The 16,545-nt window shown below is 68.9% G+C and carries 16 protein-coding genes; 8 read left to right on the top strand and 8 right to left on the bottom strand.

All coding sequences use genetic code 11. The features are described 5' to 3' along the window. Positions 1-199 precede the first annotated feature (199 nt). Both K9U41_RS00655 and K9U41_RS00650 read left to right on the top strand, forming a co-directional pair. Positions 200-1,000 (top strand): SDR family NAD(P)-dependent oxidoreductase, encoded by an 801-nt coding sequence (locus K9U41_RS00655; protein ID WP_282638908.1) that lies wholly within the window; start codon positions 200-202, stop codon positions 998-1,000. Positions 1,001-1,062: 62 nt separating this feature from the next. Beyond that, positions 1,063-2,016: a GlxA family transcriptional regulator gene (locus tag K9U41_RS00650; protein WP_282638906.1), complete on the top strand. Its 954-nt coding sequence runs from the start codon at positions 1,063-1,065 to the stop codon at positions 2,014-2,016. Positions 2,017-2,031: 15 nt separating this feature from the next. Here K9U41_RS00650 and K9U41_RS00645 read toward each other — a convergent pair whose 3' ends face one another. The 4 genes from K9U41_RS00645 to K9U41_RS00630 all read right to left on the bottom strand — a co-directional run bounded on the left by K9U41_RS00645 (position 2,032) and on the right by K9U41_RS00630 (position 6,343). Beyond that, the gene (locus K9U41_RS00645) at positions 2,032-3,339 is read right to left on the bottom strand and encodes an MFS transporter (protein WP_282638905.1); all 1,308 of its coding nucleotides are present in this window, start codon (positions 3,337-3,339) and stop codon (positions 2,032-2,034) included. A gap of 45 nt (positions 3,340-3,384) precedes the next feature. Next, positions 3,385-3,783, bottom strand: a complete 399-nt coding sequence (locus K9U41_RS00640; RefSeq protein ID WP_282638904.1) for a MarR family winged helix-turn-helix transcriptional regulator — start codon at positions 3,781-3,783, stop codon at positions 3,385-3,387. A gap of 155 nt (positions 3,784-3,938) precedes the next feature. After that, on the bottom strand, positions 3,939-5,198 hold the full coding sequence (locus K9U41_RS00635) for an ABC transporter substrate-binding protein (RefSeq protein ID WP_282638903.1): 1,260 nt from the start codon (positions 5,196-5,198) through the stop codon (positions 3,939-3,941). A gap of 170 nt (positions 5,199-5,368) precedes the next feature. Then, positions 5,369-6,343: an MBL fold metallo-hydrolase gene (locus K9U41_RS00630; RefSeq protein WP_282638902.1), complete on the bottom strand. Its 975-nt coding sequence runs from the start codon at positions 6,341-6,343 to the stop codon at positions 5,369-5,371. Between the two features lie 208 nt (positions 6,344-6,551). Here K9U41_RS00630 and K9U41_RS00625 point away from each other — a divergent pair, with 208 nt between their 5' ends. Beyond that, the gene (locus K9U41_RS00625) at positions 6,552-7,019 is read left to right on the top strand and encodes a MarR family winged helix-turn-helix transcriptional regulator (RefSeq protein ID WP_282638901.1); all 468 of its coding nucleotides are present in this window, start codon (positions 6,552-6,554) and stop codon (positions 7,017-7,019) included. A gap of 20 nt (positions 7,020-7,039) precedes the next feature. On the opposite strand, the gene K9U41_RS00620 is transcribed toward K9U41_RS00625, so the two are convergent. Beyond that, a complete protein-coding gene (locus K9U41_RS00620) occupies positions 7,040-7,504 on the bottom strand; it encodes a MarR family winged helix-turn-helix transcriptional regulator (RefSeq protein ID WP_282638900.1) in 465 nt (154 codons plus the stop codon). 205 nt (positions 7,505-7,709) lie between these two features. Between K9U41_RS00620 and K9U41_RS00615 the strand changes: the two genes are divergently transcribed. From K9U41_RS00615 to K9U41_RS00605, 3 genes are all read left to right on the top strand, one after another. Then, positions 7,710-8,249, top strand: a complete 540-nt coding sequence (locus K9U41_RS00615; protein WP_282638899.1) for a VOC family protein — start codon at positions 7,710-7,712, stop codon at positions 8,247-8,249. Positions 8,250-8,342: 93 nt separating this feature from the next. Beyond that, positions 8,343-9,947, top strand: a complete 1,605-nt coding sequence (locus K9U41_RS00610) for an FAD-dependent oxidoreductase (protein WP_282638920.1) — start codon at positions 8,343-8,345, stop codon at positions 9,945-9,947. A 13-nt stretch (positions 9,948-9,960) separates the two neighbouring features. Beyond that, complete coding sequence (locus tag K9U41_RS00605) at positions 9,961-10,191, top strand: DUF2783 domain-containing protein (RefSeq protein ID WP_282638898.1); 231 nt, start codon at positions 9,961-9,963, stop codon at positions 10,189-10,191. Between the two features lie 51 nt (positions 10,192-10,242). Here the strand turns inward: K9U41_RS00605 and K9U41_RS00600 are convergent, their stop codons facing one another. From K9U41_RS00600 to K9U41_RS00590, 3 genes are all read right to left on the bottom strand, one after another. After that, complete coding sequence (locus tag K9U41_RS00600) at positions 10,243-12,204, bottom strand: FUSC family protein (RefSeq protein WP_282638897.1); 1,962 nt, start codon at positions 12,202-12,204, stop codon at positions 10,243-10,245. Next, entirely contained in the window at positions 12,201-12,662 is a 462-nt protein-coding gene (locus tag K9U41_RS00595; RefSeq protein ID WP_282638896.1) for a MarR family winged helix-turn-helix transcriptional regulator, read from the bottom strand. Before K9U41_RS00595 ends, K9U41_RS00600 begins: the two co-directional genes overlap by 4 nt. Before the next feature lie 143 nt (positions 12,663-12,805). Continuing rightward, positions 12,806-13,714, bottom strand: coding sequence for a LysR family transcriptional regulator (locus K9U41_RS00590; RefSeq protein WP_282638895.1), 909 nt, complete (start codon positions 13,712-13,714; stop codon positions 12,806-12,808). A gap of 137 nt (positions 13,715-13,851) precedes the next feature. Here K9U41_RS00590 and K9U41_RS00585 point away from each other — a divergent pair, with 137 nt between their 5' ends. Then, a complete protein-coding gene (locus K9U41_RS00585; RefSeq protein WP_282638894.1) occupies positions 13,852-14,625 on the top strand; it encodes an SDR family oxidoreductase in 774 nt (257 codons plus the stop codon). A 104-nt stretch (positions 14,626-14,729) separates the two neighbouring features. Then, on the top strand, positions 14,730-16,520 hold the full coding sequence (locus tag K9U41_RS00580; RefSeq protein ID WP_282638893.1) for a monovalent cation:proton antiporter-2 (CPA2) family protein: 1,791 nt from the start codon (positions 14,730-14,732) through the stop codon (positions 16,518-16,520). Positions 16,521-16,545: the final 25 nt, after the last annotated feature.

Here is a 16,545-nt window from a genome sequence, read left to right as displayed (position 1 = left end):
CTCGGTGGTTCCGGGCCCGGCGGGTGGGGATGGGTGCGCCGGTGGCGCAGGGCGCGACCGCGCTGGGGATCAGCGCAGCGTCCCGCCTCTCCCGTCATGTCCTGAATCGTGGTGTCTTTGACATTTGAGACATTGGCCGCCAGACCTATTCTCCTCCCATCAGAGCCGGCCGCGGCGCCGGACAGAGGGGAACAGGCACATGAGCACCAAGGGTACTGCCGTCATCACCGGCGCGTCTTCCGGCATCGGCGCCATCTATGCGGAGCGGCTCGCCGCGCGCGGCCACGACGTGATCCTCGTCGCCCGCAACGCCGAGCGGCTGGCGCAGCAGGCGGAGCGGATCGGGCAGCGCCATGGCGTCTCCGTCCGCGTCTTCAACGCCGATTTGACCGATGCCGCCCAGCTGCGGCAGGTGGAGGCGCTGCTTCGGGACGACGACACCATCAGCGTCCTCGTCAACAATGCCGGCTTCGGCGGGGCCGGGACGCTGCTCCAGTCCGACGTGGACCGCATGGAGGAGATGGTGGCCATCAACGTCACCGCCGTGCTGCGCCTGACCTATGCGGTGACGCCGCGCTTCGTGGCGCGCGGGGCGGGCACCATCATCAACATCTCGTCCATCGTCGCCATCGGGCCCGAGGTGTTGAACGGGGTCTATGGGGGCACCAAGGCCTTCGTGCTCGGCTTCAGCCAGTCGCTGAGGAAGGAACTGGCCGGCACCGGCGTCACCGTGCAGGTGGTGCTGCCGGGCGCCACCGCCACCGCCTTCTGGGATGCGGCGGGCCTTCCCGTCGACCAGCTGCCGCAGACCTGGGTGATGTCGGCGGCGGATCTGGTGGATGCGGCGCTGGCCGGCCTCGACCGCGGCGAGTTCGTCACCATCCCCTCGCTTCAGGACGGCGCGCAATGGGAGGCCTATGAGGCGGCCCGCCAGGCCATGCTGCCCCACCTCTCCAGCGCCAAGGTCGCCCCGCGCTATACTGCGACAGCTGCGGCCTGATCCATGAGCTGCCGCCGGAAGGCCCGGCGGCGGCGTCTGCGTCAATAGGGGGTGAGGTCCACATGCCGGGTATTGGCTTCGTGGTGTTCGACGGCTTCCAGATCATGGGCCTTGCCGCCCTCTCGGTGTTCGAGATGGCGAATGGCGTCCTCGGCCGCCCGGCCTATGAGGTGCACCTGCTCTCCGAGCGGGGCGGGCCGGTGCGCAACTCACTCGGCTTCGCCATCGAGACGGCGCCGTTCGGGGCGCAGACGCATGACACCACCATCACCATCGGGTCGCTGGTGGTGAAGCCCTCCGCGCCCGCGCTGCTGGACTATCTGCGCGCCGCAGGCCGGTCCTCGCGGCGGGTGGCGGGCATCTGCACCGGGGCCTATGTGCTGGCGGAAGCCGGCTTGCTCGACGGCCGCCGTGCCACTACCCACTGGGCCCATGCGCGCCAGTTGCAGACCCTTTATCCGCGCGTGCGGGTGGAGGCCGACCGCATCTTCAGCGCCGACGGCAATGTGTGGACCTCGGCGGGCATGAGTGCGGGCATCGACCTTGCCCTCGCCCTGGTGGAGGACGATTTCGGGCAGGAGGTGGCGAAGGCCACCGCCCGCAACATGGTGGTCTATCTGCGCCGGCCCGGCGGCCAGTCTCAGTTCTCCACCCTGCTGGAGCTGGAGCCGAAATCGGACCGCATCCGCCGCGCACTGGTCTATGCCAAGGAGCACCTGACCCATCCGCTATCGGTGGAGGAACTGGCCGAGACCGCCAGCCTCAGCCCGCGCCAGTTCAGCCGCCTGTTCCGCGAGGAGACCGGCCAGTCGCCGGCCAAGGCGGTGGAGCACCTGCGCCTGGAGACCGCGCGCATGCTGATGGAGGAGGGCCACCGCTCCATGGACGAGGTGGCGCGCGAGACCGGCTTCGCCGATCGCGAGCGCATGCGGCGGGCCTTCGTGCGCACCTTCGGGCAGCCGCCGCAGGTGATACGCCGCGCCGCCGAGGCCATGCGCGGGACTGGCCTCAACTGAGCCTTACGCGGCCGTTTATGCAACACTTGGGGCGGGGCGCCGCTCGCGCACCGCGACGATGGCCGCCGCCGCCACGATGCAGAGCACGCCGGCCACGAAGAAGGCCGGCAGGTAGGTCTGGTAGAAGGTCCGGCTGAAGCCGGCGCCATAGGCCGCCGCCGCCGCGCCGAGCTGGTGGCCGGCGAAGATCCAGCCGAACACCAGGTTGGCGCGCTCGCCGAAGCGGTCGGCGGTGAGCTTCACCGTGGGCGGCACCGTCGCCACCCAGTCGAGGCCGTAGAAGACGGCGAACAGGGACAGTCCATAAAAGCTGAAATCGGTGAAGGGCAAATAGAGCAGCGAGAGCCCGCGCAGGCCGTAATACCAGAACAGCAGCCAGCGGCTGTCGAAGCGGTCGGACAGCCAGCCCGAGCCCACCGTGCCGATGAAATCGAAGATGCCAATCATGGCCAGCATGCCCGCCGCCGTCACCGCCGCCATGCCGTAGTCGCCGCACAGGGACACGAAATGGGTCTGCACCAGCCCGTTGGTGGAGGCGCCGCAGATGAAGAAGGTGGCGAACAGCACCCAGAAGGTGGGCGTGCGCGCCGCATCCTTCAGCGCCACCAGAGGCGAGGCCAGCATGGCGCCGAACGTGGTGGGCAGCACCGGCGCCGGCGGCGGCACGCTGGCGCCATAGGGCAGGAGCCCCACATCGGAGGGCCGGTCGCGCATGAAGAGGAGCACGCACACCACCGCCACCAGCAGCATCGCCAGCACCAGGACGAGGGCGTTGCGCCAGCCCAGCATCTCGGTGAGGCGGGCGAGGAGCGGCAGGAACACCAGCTGGCCGGTGGCGGTGCTCGCCGTCAGCAGCCCCAGCACGAGGCCGCGGCGCTGGGCGAACCAGCGCGTCGCCACCGTTGCGCCCAGCACCATGGCGGTGAGCCCGGTGCCAACCCCCACCACCACGCCCCACAGCAGCACGAGGTGCCAGAGCCTGGTCATGGCGAAGGAGCCGACTACGCCGGCGGCGATCAAAGTCAGCGCCACGGCTGCCACCGGGCGGATGCCGAAGCGGTTCATGAAGGCGGCGGCGAAGGGGCCGAGCAGGCCGAACAGCATGAGCCGCACCGCGAAGGCGGAGGAGATGTCGGCGGTGGCCCAGCCGAATTCCGATTGCAGCGGGCCGATGAGCACGCCCGGCGCCCCCACCGCGCCCGCCGTCACCAGCATGGTGAGGAAGGTCACCGCCGCCACCGCCCAGCCATAGTGGATGCCCCTGCGGGCGAGGAAGCCGGCGAGCCGGGGCGCACGGGTGGGAAAATCAGGCGGTGCGTTCATGGGATGTCCAATCTACGGGCATATGCCCGTTTATGTCCGAAAAAGTCACACGGCGTGCGCAATGGCGCGCAGGGCCTCGATCTTGTCCGCGCCCAGCCGCTTCTCGATCTGGCGCTGGCAGGCTTCCCACAGGGGCGTTGCCGCCGCCAGCGCCTCGACCCCGCGCGGGGAGAGGCTGACCACCGCCTCGCGCTGGTCCTCGCCGCGCCCGGTCTGCACCAGGCCATCGCGCTCCAGTACCTTCACGTTCCGCCCGATGGTGGAACGGTCGAGATCGGCGACGCGGCCAAGCTCGGTGAGGCTCACCTGCTGGCGGTTCTGGATCATCCGCAGCAGGGCATATTGCGCGATGTTGATGCCCACCGGCGCCAGCGCCGCGTCATAGGCGGCGGCGACCTTCCGGGTGGCGGTGCGCAATTGGGTGCAGTAGCAGGGCGATGTCATGTGTGTGCATATACCCGCTTATTGCGTCCGTGTCCATGCTTCATCGAATCGCTGGGGTTAGGGGGCAGCCGAGGCCGGACATGCAACAGCGCCGGAGCATGCTCCGGCGCTGTGTTTTCCACTCCGGCCTGTGCCCGGGCTTAAGGACTTGCCAATCAGGATTTGCCCAGCGGGCACCCGGTCTCGCCGGCGGGGCGGAACACCTCGGAGGCGGGCAGGGTGGTGACCGGCTTGTAATAGTCCCACGGTCCCTTGCTCTCCGCCGGGCTCTTCACCTCATAGAGGGTAAGGTCGTAGAGCACGCGGCCATCGGGACGGATGGAGGCGGCGTGGCCGTAATAGTCCACCGGCAGGCTGCGCATCTCGGCGTTCACCTTGGCGGCGTCATCGGTGCCGGCGGCGGCGACCGCCTTCAGATAGTGCTTCACCGAGGCATAGACCGAGGCCTGCTGCTTGGTGGGCATGCGGCCCATCTTGGTCTCGAAGCGCTTGGCGAAGGCCCGCGCTTCGGCGTTCTGGTCCCAGTAGAAGCCGGTGGAGATGAGCAGCCCCTTGGCCAGCGGCAGGCCGATGGCGTGCACATCGGTGATGAAGACGAGGAAGCCCGCGAGCTTCTGCCCGCCGGAGGTGATGCCGAATTCCGCCGCCTGCTTTACCGCATTGCTGGTGTCGCCGCCCACATTGGCGAGGCCGATCACCTGCGCCTTCGAGGCCTGGGCCTGCAGCAGGAAGGAGGAGAGGTCGGCCGCGCCCAGCGGATGGCGCGCATTGCCCACCACCTTGCCGCCGGTGGCCACCACCGCCGCTGAGGCGTCGCGCTCCATGGCATGGCCGAAGGAATAGTCCACGGTGAGGAAGAACCAGCTCTTGCCGCCGCCCGCCGTCACCGCGCGGCCGGTGGCGTTGGCCAGCGCATAGGTGTCGTCCGCCCAGTGGGTGGAAAAAGGCGAGCAGGCCTTGCCGGTGAGGTCCGACACGGCGGCACCGGAGATGAGCAGGGTCTTCTTCTTCTCCCGCGCGATCTCCTGCGCCGCGAGGGCCACCGAGCTCACCGGCAGGTCGGCCACCGCGTCCACGCCGCCCTCGTCGAACCATTTGCGCAGGGTGGCGCCGCCCACGTCCGGCTTGTTCTGGTGATCGCCGGCGATCACCTCCACCGGCGCGCCGGCGACCTTGCCGCCGAAATCGTCCACGGCGAGCTGCGCCGCCACCACCGAGCCCTTGCCGCCGATGTCGGCGAACTGCCCGCCCATGTCACCGAGCACGCCGATGCGCACCACAGTGTCGGAGATCTGGGCGTGCGCAGGCGCGGGCAGCAGGGCCGTGGCGGCCGTGAGGGTGAGCGCGAGGGCGAGGGACGGGGCGAGGGCGGGCAGCGCCGCGCGCGGGGTGTGCGGGGCAGTCAGGTGATTCATCATGTTCCTCCCATGGGCGCGCGCCGTCGTTCCTGCGCGGCGCGCCGGTTCTGTCTTGTTGTGTGATCCATGCACGGGCCGCCGATTGGCGTCGGCGGCGTTGGTCTTTTACCCACGACCCCGGTCTTCTACCGGGGTCGTGAGGCGTTCGCTCATGCGCCGCGCGGGCTTCACCCTTCCAGGGCGTGCCACATCTCGATGTCGCGCTCGGCGGTCCAGATGCGCGGGGTGTCGATGCCCTTGGCCTCGTCATAGGCGCGGGAGACGTCGAACGGCATGCAATGGTCGAAGATGACCCAGTGCCCATACTTGGGCCGCATCTGCCGCAGCGCCTCGGCATAGACGGTCTTCAGGTCGTGCCCGGCGGCAACGCCGGCCTCGGCGATGGCGAAGGCGTCGCGCAGGAAGGCGCGGGTCTCGTCCAGCCCGGCCTTGATCTGGTCGGGGGTGGTGAGCGCCTCGCCGCGGCCCGGCACCAGCTTTTCCGCGCCCAGGGCTTCCAGCCGGTCGAGGGTATGGGGCCAGTCGCGGAAATGGGCATCGCCGCAATAGGGCGTGGCGCCGAATTCCACCAGGTCGCCGGAGAACAGCACCTTCTCCTTCGGCAGCCAGGCGATGGTGTCGCCGCGGGTGTGCCCGCGTCCCGCATGGATGATGCGGACCTCGCGCGAGCCGAGCCAGAGCGTCATTTCCCCGTGGAAGGTGAGGCTGGGCCAGGTGAGGCCGGGAATGGTCTCCTGCGCCCGGAACAGGCGCGGGAAGCGCTGGATCTCGGAGGCCATGTCCTGCGCGCCGCGCTCCACGATCATGTCGCGGGTGACATCGGACGCAATGACGTTGACGCGCTCGTCGAAGCCCGCCGCGCCCAGCACCCGCACCGCGTGATAATGGGTGAGCAGCACGTGGCGGATGGGCTTGTCGGTGACGGCGCGGATGCGCTCCACCAGCTCGCGCGCCATGACCGGGGTGGCGCGGGCATCGATGACCAGCACGCTGTCGTCGCCGATGATGACGCCGGAATTGGGATCGCCTTCCGCGGTGAGGGCGAAGACGCCGTCCGCAAGCTCGGTGAAGGTTTCCGTCTTCTCGGCGAGATCGGCCTGGCTCGCGAATTTCTTGGCGGCTGGTGCGGTCGCGGTGCTCACGCGGGTGTCCTCCTTTGGAGTGCGGCGCAGGATTGCCGGCTTCCGGCGGCGATGGCCGCCGGTCGTCCGGTGCGCGCTTCCTTGTTCTTCGACAGTTTGATATACCGCAATTGGTTGCGATTGAGACCAAGTTATACAGTTGCGACTGCAACAGTCAAGGCCGCCGTGCAGGGGCGGCGAAGAGGAGAGGGCGCACGCCCCTTGAGCCATGTCGAAGCGGAAGGTCGAGCGACTGAACCTGTTGAAATTCATGCCGTTCCGGCTCAACCGGCTGGCGGCGGAATTCTCCACTGCGCTCGCCGTGGAATACATGGCCCGCTTCGGCATCGACATTCCCGAATGGCGGGTGCTGGCGACGCTCGGCCTGTACGATACGCCGCGCAGCGCCCAATATGTGGTCCGTTGCACCCGCACCCACAAATCCCGCATCAGCCGGGCGGTGGGCTCGCTGGTGGCGCTCGGCTACGTGGCGCGGGCGGAGGCGATCGACGATCGCCGCGAGGTGATGCTGGAACTCACCCCCAAGGGGCGGGCGGTCTATGGCGAGCTGGTGCCGCTGCTGCTGAAGCGCGAGGAGGCCATCCTCTCCTGCCTCAGTGCCGAAGAGCGCGCCCAGCTCGATCACCTGATGGACAAGCTGGAGCAGAGTTTCGACCTGGTGCAGTGCGAGGATTGAAGCCTTGATGCGGAGCGTGTTCACCCGCGCTCGATGAGGCCTTGGGCGCGGGCCAGCACTTTCTCCATGGCGCTTTCCAGCACCGCGCGCTCCTGTGGGTCGAGGTCTTCCAGCAGGTAGTCTTCCCGCGCCTGCGCCAGCGGCACGATCTTCTGGAACAGGGTCCGCCCCGACGCGGTCAGGGTGAGGATCTTGGCGCGGCGGTCGGCGTCGTCGGTGGCGCGGGTGATGAGGCCTGCCTCCTCCAGGCGCGCCACGGCGCGGCTCACCTGCATCTTGTCGAGGGTGGAATAGGCGGCGATGTCCTTCGCCGCCATGCCGTTGTTGGCGCCCAGCGCCGCCAGCACGCGCCATTCGGCCCGGGTGATCTGGAAGCGGTCGCCATAAAGCTGCGCCACCGCCTGCGACACGTGCTCGGCCAGCACCGCGAGGCGATAGGGAAAGAAATCCGCGAGCGCGAACGCGATCACCTCGTGCTTCGCCATGCCGCCCGTTCTCCGTCCCGTATTGATAACGCAGGTTACATATACATGGCCGGGCGATCGGGCTCCAGCGCCTTGCGCTTTGCCTTGTTTGGTGACGCCAGACGCAAAATCGTCTCGATCGCAACGAATCCCACTTGCGCCATTTAGTAACATTAGTTACTTTTAATCCCGGCCCACACAGCCCAATCACAAGCCGGAGGACGCCATGCTCGTCGAGAAGATTCATCACGTCGCCTACCGCTGCAGGGACGCCAAACAGACCGTGGACTTCTACCGCGACATCCTCGACATGGAGCTGATCGGCGCCATCGCCGAGGACAAGGTGCCCTCCACCAAGGCGCCGGATCCCTACATGCACATCTTCCTCGATGCAGGCTGCGGCAACATCCTGGCCTTCTTCGAGCTGCCCAATTCCCCGCCCCAGGGCCGCGATCCCAACACCCCTGACTGGGTGCAGCACATCGCCTTCCAGGTGGGCGACGTGGCCGCGCTGGAGACCGTGAAGGCGAAGGCCGAGGCGGCGGGCGTGGAGGTCATCGGCCCCACCGACCACGACATCTTCAAGTCCATCTATTTCTTCGATCCGTCGGGCCACCGGCTGGAGCTTGCCGCCTGGACCACCACGCCGGAGACGCTGGCGCGCCTGAAGGCGGTGGCCCCCGCCATGATCGAGGAATGGGCGGTGACCAAGAAGCCCCCGCGCCACGCCGCCTGGCTCCACGAGAAGGAATTTTCCGCCAGCTGAGATCACCCTCGCGCCCGGACGCCGCCGGGCACGCCATCACCAGTCGTCACGAGGCCGAACGGCCCGCCGCGCTTCGGGAGAAACGCTCCGATGATGAGCACCTATACCTATCCCAGATACCCCTATCGCATCTCGCCCGAGCAGGAGGCCGGCCGCCTCGTGCGCCATCCGGTGGTGGTGATCGGCGCCGGCCCCGTGGGCCTCACGGCTGCCCTGGACTTTGCCGCGCGCGGTATTCCCACCGTGGTGCTGGACGACAACGACACCGTCTCGCTGGGCTCGCGCGCGGTGTGCTACGCCAAGCGCCCGCTGGAGATCTGGGATCGGCTGGGCTGCGGCGAGCGCATGGTGGAGCGGGGCATCAGCTGGCGCATCGGCAAGGTCTTCTTCGAAGATGACCTGCGCTACCAGTTTGATCTTCTGCCCGAGCCGGACCACAAGATGCCGGCCATGATCAACCTTCAGCAATACTATCTGGAGGAGTTCATGGTGGAGGAATGCGCCCGCCAGCCCCTGGTGGATCTGCGCTGGAAGCACAAGCTGCTCTCCCTCCAGCAGCACGACGATTTCGCCACCCTCGTGGTGGAGACGCCGGACGGCGTGTTCACGCTGGAGGCGCAATGGGTGGTGGCGTGCGACGGCGCCAATTCCGACACCCGCAAGATGGTGGGCGCCGAATTCACCGGCCAGGCCTTCCAGGATCGCTTCCTCATCGCCGATGTGGTGATGAAGGCGCAGTTTCCCACCGAGCGCTGGTTCTGGTTCGATCCGCCCTTCCACCGCAACCAGTCGGTGCTGCTGCACCGGCAGGCGGACGATGTGTGGCGCATCGACTTCCAGCTCGGCTGGGACGCTGACCCCACCGAGGAGAAGAAGCCGGAGAACATCATTCCGCGGGTGAAGGCCATGCTGGGGCCGGATGCGCAGTTCGAGCTGGAATGGGCCTCGGTCTACCAGTTCGCCTGCCGGCGCATCGACCGCTTCCGTCACGGCCGGGTGATCTTCGCCGGCGATGCCGCCCACCAGGTCTCGCCCTTCGGCGCGCGCGGCGCCAATTCCGGGGTGCAGGACGTGGACAATCTGGGCTGGAAGCTCAAGCTGGTGCTGGATGGCCTCGCCCCCGAAACCCTCATGGACACCTACCACGAGGAACGGGCGCTGGCCGCCGACGACAACATCGCCAATTCCACCCGCTCCACCGATTTCATCACCCCCAAGAGCGCCATGAGCCGGCGCTTCCGCAATGCTGTGCTGGAACTGGCGCAGGACCATCCCTTCGCCCGGCCGCTGGTGAATTCCGGGCGGCTCTCCACCCCCACGCCCTATCTCGCCTCCCCCCTCAATACCCCGGACGAGGACGCCTTCGCCGGCCTCATGGCGCCGGGCACCACCTGCGCCGATGCGCCGGTGCGGGTGGATGGCAGGGACGGCTGGTTCCTCGGCCTGCTGGGCGGCGGCTTCACGGTGGTCACCTTCGGCGATGCGCCGCTGGGCGAGGTGCGGGCGGGGGGCATCGTCGCCCCGGTGCTGCGCATCGGCATCGATGCGGCGGACGCCAAGGGCCGCCTCGCCGAGCGCTATGACGGAATGGACGGCACCACCTATCTCATCCGTCCGGACCAGCATGTGGCGGCCCGCTGGCGCAGCTTCGACCCCGACAAGATCCAGGGCGCCATCAGGCGCGCCATCGCCGCCTGAAGGAGGAGACACCATGCTGCACGCCATGCCCACGGACGCGCCCCGGCACGACGCCTTGAACCGCACGCCCAATATCCCCGACCCGGACGGCTTCTACGAGGAGCTGATCGAAAGCCAGCGCCTGCTGAGCGACGACGAGGCCCAACTGATGAACTGCAAGCTCATCCTGCTGCTCGCCAACCATGTCGGCGACCGCGCGGTGCTCACCCAGGCCCTGAAGGCGGCCGGCGGGGCGGGGAAGTAACGCGATGGAGAGACGCGCCGCTCCGGCGCGTCTCTCAGGGTCGCGGGCGGGTCAGGCTGCGCGCCACGGGGTCCACCTGCCTGCCGGGCGGCCGGGCGCCCGCAGGAAGCCGGCGCGTTCCGACAGCTCGGTCGCGGCTTCCCGCAGCAGGTCCCCATCCCCGAGGCCATAGACGGCGAGGTGGGATGCGGCGGCGCCCAGGGCCCGTGCCGCGCGCTCAGGGTCCGTTCCCACGCGGCGCAGCCGGGCGCGCGCCGCGTTCAGCCGCCGGGCGGTTCCCGGCGCCAGATCCGGCCGGCCCAGGACGTCGTCCATGTGGACGATGGCGGAGCCCAGCAGCAGCACGGCAAAGCCCCCCTCTAGGGCCTGCTCCCGGCTGCCGCCGGTCTTGTCGGCCCAGCGCACCAGCCGCAGCACCCGGTGATAGAGCCGTCCCCGCCACATGGCACGGTGACGGGACGCGCCGCGGCGCTCCGCCATGGACTGGATGTCGTGCACCATCATGGTCACCAGCGTGCGCAACCGCCGGCGGCCATCCACGGGGAAGATCAGCAGGAAGGCCAGCAGCCCCACCGCCGGCCCCAGGATGACGGCGGCGGCGAGCATCAGGGAATGCGTGAAGGTCCCGGTCAGCGGCCAGGCCGGCTGGAGCATCAGCAGCACCACCATGGAGTAATCGAAGCCGACCGGACCCGCTGTCCGCCGGTGGGCCTGGATGAACGCCCCCAGCAGGATGAAGGGCATCATGGCCAGCACCAGGCCGAATGCGCTGCCCGCCAGCGGCCAGACCAGCCAGCGGCAGGCCAGCGCTCCGCTCGCGCCCAGCATCTGGCCCACCAGCACCTGCCGCAGGGTCTGCGCCGGATTGTCGGCGGTGGAGAAGATGCTGGTCATGATGGCGGTGCCGAGCAGCATGAAGGCTCCGGCCTCCCATCCCGTCGCCAGCCAGGCCGCGCCCACCGCGAGGAGGGTGACCGTGGCGCGGATCAGCGCTTCCCGCGCGCCGATGACGTCGCGGTGGAGGACCACGCCATCATGTGCCCCGGCGCTCTCCCGCTGGCCATCGGCCCGGGTCGGCGGTTGCGTGGCCTCGGCACGGGCGAGGTCCGCCAGCGCTTCGTGCAGCATGCGGTCGGAACCGGTGAGCCGGGCAGCGTGGCGCAGGGCGGCTTCGGCATCCTGCGGCTGATCGGACGTGCCGCAGGCTTCGGCGGCCTTCTGCACGGCGGCCACCAGCACCACGTCGGAGGCCGGGCGCGGCGGGCGCCGCATCCACAGCAGCAGCGCCACCTGCGCCGACAGCAGCCGGCGGATGACCCGGATGGTCGCGTGTGAGCGCAGGGAGCCGGCGGCATGGCCATCCAGCCCGTCCTCGATGGCGGCCATTTCGGCGAGCAACTGCTGGTGCTCGTCCCGGCCCGGCGGTCGCGGTCCCGCCAGATGCCTGGCGAGGTCGTCGAGGATGCGCGCGGTCAGCCGGCGCACCCGGAGCGCGGGATCGTCCGGATCGGACGGCGTGGCGAACACCCAGCCGACGGCGAGCGCCACGGCGATGCCGAGGAGGACCGTGAGCATGCGGTCGATGCCCACCACGAAGGGGCCGGCCGACAGCGTGCTGTGAAGCAGCGTCACCATGGCCGCCGAATAGCCCGCCAGCATGATGCCGTAGGAGGCAAAGCCCCGCACCAGATTGCCGGCCCCCGCGCACAGTCCGATCCAGACGGCAAGGCCGAGGACGATGGCCCATTGCTGCCCCTGCGCGGCGAACAGCAGGCCGATCCCCACCACCGAGCCGATGATGGTGCCCACCGCGCGGAAGAAGCTCTTCTCCACCAGTTGCCCCCGCACCGGCTGGGCGGTGGCCCATACGGTCATGGCGGACCATTGGGGATGTTCGAGGCCGACGAGCCAGGCGACAAGTACGGCGCAGCAGGCCGCGAGCGCGGTGCGCAGGGTGAAATTCAGGCGGATCGCATCGAAGCCGAGCCGCTCCAGGGCGGGACGGGCGATCACGGCCGGTCTCCGCCGTGGCGCAACGCCCGGATCCGCGCCTCGATCCGCTCCAGGGCCTTTGTCATGGCTTCCATCTCGGCATCGTCGAGATCGGCCAGCATCCGGGCCTCGATGCCGTTCAGGATGCTCTGGATGTCGGCCATGGCCCCATGGCCGGCCGCGGTCAGGAACAGCAGGTTGGTGCGCCGGTCGGCCGGGTCCTGGCGGCGTTCGATCAGCCCCTTGGCGGCCAGAATGTCGAGCAGGCGGACGAGGCTCGACCCGTCGATGCCCACCCGCGCCGCCAGATCCTTCTGCGAGAGGCCGCCGCCGGATCGGCCGATATGGAGGAGGGGGCTCCAGGTGGCGTCCGAGAGGCCCCTGTCGGCGAGGCTGGCATCGAGCGCGCTGCGCCAGCGGCGCGCGACCACCACGAACAGCATGCCGAAGCGCTCGCGGGCGGACGTAGGATCGAGCATGGGATTTATGATCATTCAAATAATTTGAATTCAATCTATATAGCTGAAGCCGAGCCGCCGCGCCAGCCCCATCCTTAAGCTACGAAACAGCTTCCGGGCGTCGGACGGAACCACGCCAAGGCCCGGAGGCGTGGCCGCGCCGGTCACGCAGCGGCTTCCAGCTCCCGGAGCATCAGGCCGGCGAGCCATTGCGCGAACACTTCGAGCCGCGGCGACAGATGCCGGCGGTGGGGATAGAGCAGCGCCATGGGCAGCGGCGCGGCGCGGTGCGTGGGCATGACCTCCACCAGCTCGCCGGCCGCCAGGTGGCGCCTCACGTCATAGGCCGGGATCTGGATGAGGCCGAGGCCGGCGCGGCAGCAGGCGATGTAGGCCTCGGCGCTGTTCACCGTCACCCGCCCCGGCAGGGCGAGGGTGCGCGCGACGCCGTCCTCCATCCATTCCCAATCCTCGACCCGCCCGGTCGAGGGCGAGGCGTAGCGCACCGCGAAATGGCCGGGAAGGTCGGCGGGCGTCGAGGGAACGCCGTGGGTGTCAAGATAGCGCGGGCTCGCCACATTGATGAGCACCAAATCGCCGAGGGGGCGGGCGATGCAGCTGGAATCGCTCAGGGATCCCACCCTGAGGGCGCAGTCCACCCCCTGCTCCACCAGGTCGATGGCACGATCGCTGACCCCGAGCTCGATCTCGATCCCCGGATGGGCGGCGAGGAAATCTGGCAGCGCGGGCGCAAGGACGAGGCGGCCGATCCGTCCCGGCACATCCACCTTCAGCTTGCCGGTGGGCTGCTGCCGGGCCTGCCTGAACAGGCCTTCCGCCTCCTCCACGTCCTGGATCAGGCGCAGGCACCGCTCGTAGAAGGCTGCGCCGTCATGGGTCGGCGACACGCGGCGCGTGGTGCGATGGAGCAGCCGCGTCCCGACCCGCCCCTCCAGGTCCTGGATGGCCGAGGAGACGGAGGATCGCGGCAGCCCCAGCATGTCGGCGGCACGGGTGAAGCTCGCGCATTCCACCACCCGGACGAAGATGCGGAACAGGTCGATGCGGTCCAAGTGGGTCTCGATTGTTCGTCAATGGCGACAGGTCTTGGCAATGGTAGCGGATTTATCCAGCAGGTGCAGTCAATAGGGTGGGTCGACACCATCGCGGCCGGGAGCGGGGTCCGGCGGCAGAACAGGAGGCTCAGGGGATGACAGACCACACCATTGCGGGAAAGACGGTTCTGGTCGCGGGCGGCGCAAAGAATCTCGGCGGCCTTCTGGCGCGGGATCTGGCGGCCCACGGCGCGAAGGCTGTCGCCATCCACTACAATAGCGCGGCGACCGCCGCCGCGGCCGAGGCCACCGTCGCTGCGGTCAAGGCCGCGGGCGTTGAGGCGGCCGCCTTCCAGGCCGACCTGACCCAGGCGCGCGCGGTCGAGCGGCTGTTCGCCGATGCTATCGCCGCCTTCGGCCGGCCGGACATCGCGGTGAACACGGTGGGCAAGGTGCTGAAGAAGCCTATCCTGGAGACCTTCGAGGCCGAATACGACGAGATGAGCGCGGTGAACGCCAAGTCCGCCTTCTTCTTCCTCAAGGAGGCGGGCAAGGCGGTGAACGACAACGGCAAGATCGTGACTCTCGTCACCTCCCTGCTGGGGGCCTTCACGCCGTTCTATGCCTCCTACGCGGGCACGAAGGCGCCGGTGGAGCATTTCACCCGGGCCGCGGCGAAGGAGTTCGGGGCACGGGGCATCTCGGTGACCGCCATCGGCCCCGGCCCCATGGACACGCCCTTCTTCTACGGCGAGGAGACCCCCGAGGCGCAGGCCTACCACAAGTCCGCCGCAGCCCTCTCCGCCTTCTCGAAAACCGGCCTGACCGACATCGAGGATATCGTGCCCTACATCCGCTTCCTGGTTTCGGAGGGCTGGTGGATGACAGGCCAGACCATCCTCGTGAACGGTGGCTACACCACCAAGTGATACGGGTGCCGGTGTCGCGCCGCGCGGCGTGCGGCACCGCAGCCACTTCGCTTTTTGCGTTGCGGCCTGCCATTCTGGGGGCAACGCAGCATCAGGGACACCGCATGGCCGCCGAGACCGCACACGCCGCCGCCGCGCACGGCTTCGATATCCTTCCCGTAGTCGTCCTGCTGGCGGCCGCGGTGGTGGCGGTGCCGCTGTTCAAGCGGCTGGGCCTCGGCTCGGTGCTCGGCTATCTCGCCGCCGGCCTCGTCATCGGCCCGTTCGGGCTTGGCCTGTTTTCCGATCCCCAGTCCATCCTCCACGTGGCCGAGCTGGGCGTGGTCATGTTCCTGTTCATCATCGGGCTGGAGATGCAGCCCTCGCGCCTGTGGTCCATGCGCGGGGAAATCTTCGGCCTCGGCCTGGTGCAGGTGGGGGTGTGCATCGCGCTGCTCATCTGCGTGGGTCTCGCGCTCGGTTTTCCGGCGGCGCAGAGCTTCGTGGCGGGCACCGGCTTCGTGCTCACCTCCACCGCCATCGTCATGCAGATGCTGGAGGAACGCCGCGCCCTGGGCCTGCCCAAGGGCCACCGCATCATGGCGATCCTGCTGCTGGAAGACCTCGCCATCGTGCCGCTTCTGGCCCTCGTCGCCTTTCTGGCGCCGGGCGGGGCCGAGGTGACGCTTGAGCAGCGCCTCGCCAGCGTGGGCATCGGCCTCGGCGCCATCGCGGCGCTGGTGGTGGCGGGGCGCTATGCGCTCGATCCCATGTTCCGCCTGCTCGGCAAGGCGCGGGCCCGCGAGGTGATGACCGCCGCCGCCCTGCTGGTGGTGCTGGGGGCGGCGCTGCTGATGCAGGCGGCGGGCCTCTCCATGGCCATGGGCGCCTTCCTCGCCGGCGTGCTGCTGTCGGAATCCTCGTTCCGGCACCAGCTGGAGGCGGATGTGGAGCCGTTCCGCGGCGTGCTGCTCGGCCTGTTCTTCCTCGGCGTGGGCATGGCGCTCGACCTTGCGGTGATCGCCGCCAACTGGCGCCTCGTGGCGGTGTCCGTCGTCGCCTACATGGTGCTGAAGATCATCGGCATCTATGGGGTGGCGCGGCTATTCCGCGCCGGCCACCGCGAGGCGCTGGAGCGCGCCGTGCTGATGGCGCAGGGCGGTGAATTCGCCTTCGTGCTCTACGCCGCGGCCACCGGCGTGGGCATCCTCGACATCACCGGCAACGCCATCCTCACCGCCACCATCATCGTCTCCATGGCGGCGACGCCGCTCCTCGTCATCGCCCACGATCGCCTGATGCCCAAGCCCGCCCCCTCCCTGGAGGGCATGGAGGCGCCGGAGAATTTGTCGGCCAGCGTGCTGCTCATCGGCTTTGGCCGCTTCGGCCAGATCGTGAGCCAGCCGCTGCTGGCCCGCAGCTGCTCCATCACCATCATCGAGACCAATACCGACAGCATCCGCGACGCGCGGGATTTCGGCTTCAAGGTGCATTACGGCGACGGCACGCGCCTCGACATCCTGCACGCGGCGGGCGCGGGTGAGGCCCGCCTCATCGTCGTCACCGTGAACGATCGCGAGGCCAGCCTGAAGATCGCGGAACTCGTCAAGGCGGAGTTTCCCCTCGTTCCGGTGATCGCCCGGGCGTTTGATCGCGAGCATGCCATCGAGCTGATCCATGCGGGCGTCGACTTCCAGATCCGGGAGACGCTGGAATCAGCGCTCGCGCTCGGCGCCAAGGGCCTGTCCCTGCTCGACGTGGAGGATGAGGAAGTGACCCGCGTGGTGGAGAGCGTGCGCCGCCGGGATGCGGAGCGCTTCGCCATCGAGATCACCGACGGCATCCATGCCGCCCGCGACCTCATCCATGGCAACGCACCGGTGAAGGGACAGGCCGGTTCCCGGACGGCCTCCTGAGCGAAACCCACCCGGCCCCGGTCAA

The sequence above is a fragment of the Xanthobacter autotrophicus genome, from assembly GCF_029991245.1.
Taxonomy (GTDB): Bacteria; Pseudomonadota; Alphaproteobacteria; order Rhizobiales; family Xanthobacteraceae; genus Xanthobacter; species Xanthobacter autotrophicus_C.
This window is presented reverse-complemented; position numbering and strand designations above follow the sequence as displayed.

Coding starts and splice junctions, on each gene's coding strand:
- K9U41_RS00625 (WP_282638901.1), top strand. CDS start 6,552: ATGTCGAAGCGGAAGGTCGAGCGACTGAACCTGTTGAAATTCATGCCG.
- K9U41_RS00645 (WP_282638905.1), bottom strand. CDS start 3,339: ATGAACGCACCGCCTGATTTTCCCACCCGTGCGCCCCGGCTCGCCGGC.
- K9U41_RS00615 (WP_282638899.1), top strand. CDS start 7,710: ATGCTCGTCGAGAAGATTCATCACGTCGCCTACCGCTGCAGGGACGCC.
- K9U41_RS00585 (WP_282638894.1), top strand. CDS start 13,852: ATGACAGACCACACCATTGCGGGAAAGACGGTTCTGGTCGCGGGCGGC.
- K9U41_RS00655 (WP_282638908.1), top strand. CDS start 200: ATGAGCACCAAGGGTACTGCCGTCATCACCGGCGCGTCTTCCGGCATC.
- K9U41_RS00635 (WP_282638903.1), bottom strand. CDS start 5,198: ATGAATCACCTGACTGCCCCGCACACCCCGCGCGCGGCGCTGCCCGCC.
- K9U41_RS00595 (WP_282638896.1), bottom strand. CDS start 12,662: ATGCTCGATCCTACGTCCGCCCGCGAGCGCTTCGGCATGCTGTTCGTG.
- K9U41_RS00580 (WP_282638893.1), top strand. CDS start 14,730: ATGGCCGCCGAGACCGCACACGCCGCCGCCGCGCACGGCTTCGATATC.
- K9U41_RS00620 (WP_282638900.1), bottom strand. CDS start 7,504: ATGGCGAAGCACGAGGTGATCGCGTTCGCGCTCGCGGATTTCTTTCCC.
- K9U41_RS00605 (WP_282638898.1), top strand. CDS start 9,961: ATGCTGCACGCCATGCCCACGGACGCGCCCCGGCACGACGCCTTGAAC.
- K9U41_RS00640 (WP_282638904.1), bottom strand. CDS start 3,783: ATGACATCGCCCTGCTACTGCACCCAATTGCGCACCGCCACCCGGAAG.
- K9U41_RS00650 (WP_282638906.1), top strand. CDS start 1,063: ATGCCGGGTATTGGCTTCGTGGTGTTCGACGGCTTCCAGATCATGGGC.
- K9U41_RS00610 (WP_282638920.1), top strand. CDS start 8,343: ATGAGCACCTATACCTATCCCAGATACCCCTATCGCATCTCGCCCGAG.